The organism is Streptomyces sp. SM1 (assembly GCF_002910825.1).
GTDB classification, from domain to species: domain Bacteria; phylum Actinomycetota; class Actinomycetes; order Streptomycetales; family Streptomycetaceae; genus Streptomyces; species Streptomyces okerensis.
Genome location: NZ_NEUB01000237.1, coordinates 1 through 4,255, shown reverse-complemented (window position 1 = coordinate 4,255; position 4,255 = coordinate 1). Strand labels below are relative to the sequence as shown.

Here is a 4,255-nt window from a genome sequence, read left to right as displayed (position 1 = left end):
GTGCCCCGACAGGGCGAGGGTGAGGTCGAGTTCCGCGAGCAGACAGCGGATGACGTGCTCCACTCCCGCCTGGCCGTCGAGGCCGAGTCCGTAGACGTACGGGCGTCCCACCAGGACCGCCCGCGCGCCGAGGGCGAGCGCCTTGAAGACGTCGTCGCCGGTGCGGACCCCGCTGTCGAACAGCACGCTGAGCCGGTCGCCGACGGCCGCCACCACCCCGGGCAGCGCGTCCGCCGCCCCGACGGCTCCGGCCACCTGACGGCCGCCGTGGTTGGACACCACCACACCGTCCATCCCGGCGTCGGCGGCGAGCCGGGCGTCGTCGGGGTGGAGCACACCCTTGAGGACGATCGGGCCGTCCCAGTTCTCCCGCAGGAACGCCAGGTCCGGCCAGGTCTTGGCGGGGTCGGCGAACATGCTCACGAAGTGCATCACCGCCGCGTCGGGATCCTCGTGCACCGGCTTGGCCAGACCCGCCCGGAACGCCGGGTCCGAGAAGTAGTTGGCGGTGCCCACCCCGCGCAGGAACGGCAGATACGCCTGGTCCAGATCGCGGGGGCGCCAGGACAGCAGGGGAGTGTCCAGGGTGACGACGAGCGCCGTGAACCCGGCGGCCTTCGCCCGGTTCAGGAAGCTCCGGGCCACCTCCACGTCCTTCGGCCAGTACAGCTGGAACCAGCGCTCCGCCTCGCCCATCGCCTCCGCGACCTGCTCCATCGGGGTGCTGGACGCGGAGGACAGGACGAACGGCACTCCTTGCGCGGCGGCCGCCCGGGCGGCCCCCGACTCCGCGTCCGGATGCATGATCGACAGCACTCCGACCGGCGCCAGCGCCAGCGGCGCCGGCAGCGCGCGGCCCAGCACCTCCACCGACAGATCGCGCTCGTGGACGTCCCGCAGCATGCGCGGCACGATCCGGTGGCGGTCCAGCGCCGCCCGGTTGGCGCGGGCGGTGCTCCCGTCCCCGGCGCTGCCGGCGACGTACCCGACCGGACCCGGGCCGAGCCGCTGCTCGGTCAGCGCCTCCAGCCGGGTCAGATCGGTCGGCAGCCGGGGCACGGCACCCGTCATCCCGTTCAGGTAGATCTCGTACTGGAAATCGCCCCAGCGCTTCGCCATCCGTCCCGCCCGTCTCCTCGACCCGTGTCGTCCCGACGCATACTGGCCGGTATGGGCGGGGTGCGTCCAGCACGGGGGCGACCGGGGTTCGGCGGTCGGTGTCCGCCCGGTGCGGGACCCGGTCCGGCTCGCGGGGCCGGGGGAGCACCGGCCGTCCGGCAGGCACTCGACGCACGCCGCCGGCAGCCCGTCCGGCTGATGACCGATCGCCGCACCTTCCATGAACACAAGAGGACGCGGAACGGTCTGCCGACGGCTGAATCGGAATGTTTCAGGCCGATTAAGGAGCACCGGGTATTCGGCCAACCGGCCACTTCGCATATGCGACGGCCGCCCGGTTACCGGGCCGAGCCGCCCGCACGTTGTCACTTCACGCCACTGATTCAACACGCAATGTTACCTGAATCTGCACATGCGATGTGAGTTTCCGGCGCGGACTCGGCAGACTCCGGCACGCCGGTCCGGCACCACCGAGCTCGGGCCGGCGACCCGACGAAACGAAGCGGAAGGATGCACACAATGCGGAACACCGCGCGCTGGGCCACCGTCCTCGGCCTTACGGCCGCAGCCGTCTGCGCACCCCTGGCCGGGGCCGCGCTGGCGGCTCCCGGAGATGCCCCGTCCGCGCTCTACGCCCCCTCGGCCCTGGTCCTCACCGTGGGTCACGGCGACAACGCGGCGACCGTCACACCGGAACGCGCGGTCACCCTGACCTGCGCTCCCGGCCCCTCGGGCACCCACCCGGCCGCCGCCTCCGCCTGCGCGGACCTGGCCGGCGTCAGGGGCGACTTCGACGCGCTGACGATGAGGGAAGGCGTCTCCTGCACCAAGCAGTACGACCCGGTGCTCGTCACCGTCGACGGGGTGTGGCAGGGACAGCGCGTCTCCTATGAGCGGATCTTCTCCAACGCGTGCGTGATGAACGCTCACGGTTCGAGCGTCTTCGCGTTCTGAGACCGGGATCGCACGGTTCCCGTGACCGCGTGGCGGCCCGCAGATCTGGGGAGTGCGAAGCCCCCACGCGGAACGTGCGATCCCGCGCAAGGAGGCCGGCGGGCGGAGTGGGGCCGCCCGCCGGCCTCCGGGCATCGCACGGGCCGGCGAGAGGGCTCACGCCCGGTCGCGGTGGCTGGTGTCGCACCAGGGGTAGCGGCGGCTGCGGCGACAGGTGCACAGCGCCACCCGGAAGCGGTCGGAGGACACGACCGTGCCGTCCTCCAGCTCCACCTCCACCGGACCCTCCAGCAGCAGCGGCCCCTTGCGTTGCACGGTGACGCGTCGGGGGGTGTCAGACGGGCTGTTCGGCACGGACCACCACCAGCTCCTCCTCGTTCTCGGCGGGGGGCAGCAGCCCCCGCTCCCGCAGCCAGTGCGCCCTGTCCTGCAGCACCGGACCGAAGGCGATGCGCCGGCGCCGTGTCACCGCGGCCTTCAGCCCGGCGGTCCGCAGCCGGCCGAGCGTCAGCTCGGGGCCGCTGAGTTCCGACTGCACCAGCAGCAGCACGCCGCCGGGCCGCAGCAGCTCCGGAACCTCCCGGCAGATCCGGTCCAGGACGAGCCGCCCGTCGGCGCCCGCGTCCCAGGCCCTGGCCGCCCCGCGCGGCAGCCCCCGGCCGCCGGGTGCCGGAACGTAGGGGGGATTGGCCAGGATCAGGTCGAACGACCTCCCCCGCACCGGAGCGAACAGGTTCCCGTGCCGGATCCGGACCGGCACACCGGCCCGGAAGGCGTTCATCCGTGTGGCGCACAGAGCCCGCCACGACACGTCGACCGCGGTCACCCGGCTGCCGCGCCGCGCGGCGGCCACCGCCAGCGCGCCGGACCCGGTTCCCACGTCGAGAACGTCGGCACCTGGCTGGACGGGCTCCTCGGACAGGGCGCCGGCCAGCAGTTCGGTGTCCTCTTGAGGGGCGTACACGCCCGGGGGTACGAGTGATTTCACGGACCGCCGAGTACCCCCGTGCTCAGGAGGTATGGGTCAATTCCTGTGGCAGGGGAGTGCGCAGGCACGAGCGCCCCGCGCGCCAGTCGGAGAGCAGCCGGTCGCCGAGCAGGTCCTCGGTGAACACCGTGGCGTCCACACCGAAGGCGATGTCCCGCGCGAGATGCGGCTCGTCCTCCAGCAGACCGCCGATGACGTCGTGGCGCACCACCTGCTCGTGCACCGCGTCCGCCTCCACGTGTTCGTCGTAGAAGTGCTCGGCGGCGGGGCCCGCGCCCGTCCGGCGCATCGCGTCCGCGAGCCGCCGGGAGCCCGGCGAGGAGGTGATCTCCACCGTGGCGAAGTGGCCCACCAGAGCGCCCCTGAGGGAGCGGTGCAGGCCGAAGAGGGACATGAGGTTCACCGTGACGAGGAGCTCGGCGCGGGCGGCGTCCAGATAGCGGCCGTACGTCGTGTCCAGGCCCAGGTCGTCCATCAGGCCGGCGAACAGGCGGGCGTGCACACGGTCGGCCCGGCCACCGCCGTACTCGTCGAACTCCACCGCCGCCATCGCCGCCTTGGCCCGGCCCCGCAGCCGGGGCAGTACCCAGGCGTGCGGATCGGCCTCCTTGAGGTGGTACAGCGACCGCAGGGCGGCGTACTCGCGCAGCTGCCACAGCTCGCCCTTGTCGCGCAGGAAGTGACTGACACCCGTGCCGTCCACCGGTTCCACCAGGATCCCGGCCAGCGCGTCCTCGACGGTGTCGTGCCGCCGGGCGTCCGCGCGGAGCGCGGTGAGGAAGCGCCGCTCCAGGGCGGCCCGCGTGCGCAGCAGCCCTGGGTCCCACTCGAGGTCCGGGTCCACCTCGGCGAACCCGCGGTAGTGCAGCTCGTAGCAGAGGTACAGGGTGAGCTGGAGATCGTCTCCGTACACGGGGGCCGCCGCGATGTCCTCATCGGGGGGCAGCGGGCCGGTGCCGCGCAGATGATCCAGCACGGCGCTGCTCACAGGGCCGCGGGACGCGGGCAGCCGGGGTTCGTCATGGGGGTGTTCCATGGGCCCCGGGTACCCCGGGCGGAGCACACGAACTCCTTCCCGTGGGACAGGGGAGGCCCGGCACCCTCACCGAGCGGCCGGGGAGGAAGGGCGTGCCCGCCGGGCGCGGCGGGTCCGGCGGACGGTCACTGTTCGCCCTGGGCCTCCTCCTGGGCCTC

General features: G+C 73.1%; 5 protein-coding genes. 1 reads left to right on the top strand and 4 read right to left on the bottom strand.

The window, feature by feature from the left end; translation table 11 throughout:
• The coding region (locus B9S61_RS05570) for a lactate 2-monooxygenase (RefSeq protein ID WP_103541190.1) at positions 1 to 1,119 on the bottom strand (1,119 nt) is incomplete at its 3' end.
• Between the two features lie 519 nt (positions 1,120 to 1,638).
• Here B9S61_RS05570 and B9S61_RS05565 point away from each other — a divergent pair.
• A complete protein-coding gene (locus B9S61_RS05565) occupies positions 1,639 to 2,073 on the top strand; it encodes a subtilase-type protease inhibitor (protein WP_103541189.1) in 435 nt (144 codons plus the stop codon).
• Between the two features lie 156 nt (positions 2,074 to 2,229).
• Here B9S61_RS05565 and B9S61_RS05560 read toward each other — a convergent pair whose 3' ends face one another.
• The 3 genes from B9S61_RS05560 to B9S61_RS05550 are packed head-to-tail and all read right to left on the bottom strand — an operon-like array spanning position 2,230 to position 4,097.
• Positions 2,230 to 2,427, bottom strand: a complete 198-nt coding sequence (locus B9S61_RS05560; RefSeq protein WP_103541188.1) for a CDGSH iron-sulfur domain-containing protein — start codon at positions 2,425 to 2,427, stop codon at positions 2,230 to 2,232.
• Positions 2,408 to 3,037 carry a HemK2/MTQ2 family protein methyltransferase gene (locus B9S61_RS05555; RefSeq protein WP_181007259.1) on the bottom strand — a complete coding sequence of 210 codons (630 nt, stop codon included), beginning with the start codon at positions 3,035 to 3,037 and terminating at the stop codon, positions 2,408 to 2,410. Before B9S61_RS05555 ends, B9S61_RS05560 begins: the two co-directional genes overlap by 20 nt.
• 46 nt (positions 3,038 to 3,083) lie before the next feature.
• Positions 3,084 to 4,097, bottom strand: coding sequence for an iron-containing redox enzyme family protein (locus B9S61_RS05550; protein WP_103541186.1), 1,014 nt, complete (start codon positions 4,095 to 4,097; stop codon positions 3,084 to 3,086).
• Positions 4,098 to 4,255: the final 158 nt, after the last annotated feature.